General features: G+C 40.1%; 1 rRNA gene. It reads right to left on the bottom strand.

What is annotated here, in order from left to right:
• Positions 1 to 336: 336 nt before the first annotated feature.
• A 16S ribosomal RNA gene (locus ABFY09_RS15150) occupies positions 337 to 389 on the bottom strand; the annotation flags it as partial.

Genomic DNA, 389 nt, shown 5'->3' on the forward strand with positions numbered 1-389 from the left:
CCACCGTGCACGCTTGGTCACTTGACCATATAACCCAAAATAGTTTCGGATCACATACCTAAGAGCTTTTGTACCTCTTAGGATTTACGATAATAAGAAACACTAGGTTAAAGTGCTTCTCACCGGTTTAACGCTTGATTCATCGTTATTTCAAAATTTGAATTGTTAAAGAGCAAGTTTAGTGCAAAGCACTAAGTCAGAGACTAAAAAATCAGAACACACTCAAAGCACGCTTTGAATCGATTCTGTTTAGTGTCTTGCTTAGGACTTTGTGCTAATGCTTTTAAGATAGGTATCAGATAATTTGTGTGAACGCTCACCAGAGCTTCTATCGTTTAAGGAGGTGATCCAGCCCCAGGTTCCCCTAGGGCTACCTTGTTACGACTTCA

It is taken from the genome of Marinomonas sp. 5E14-1 (genome assembly GCF_039939215.1).
Classification (GTDB): Bacteria; Pseudomonadota; Gammaproteobacteria; order Pseudomonadales; family Marinomonadaceae; genus Marinomonas.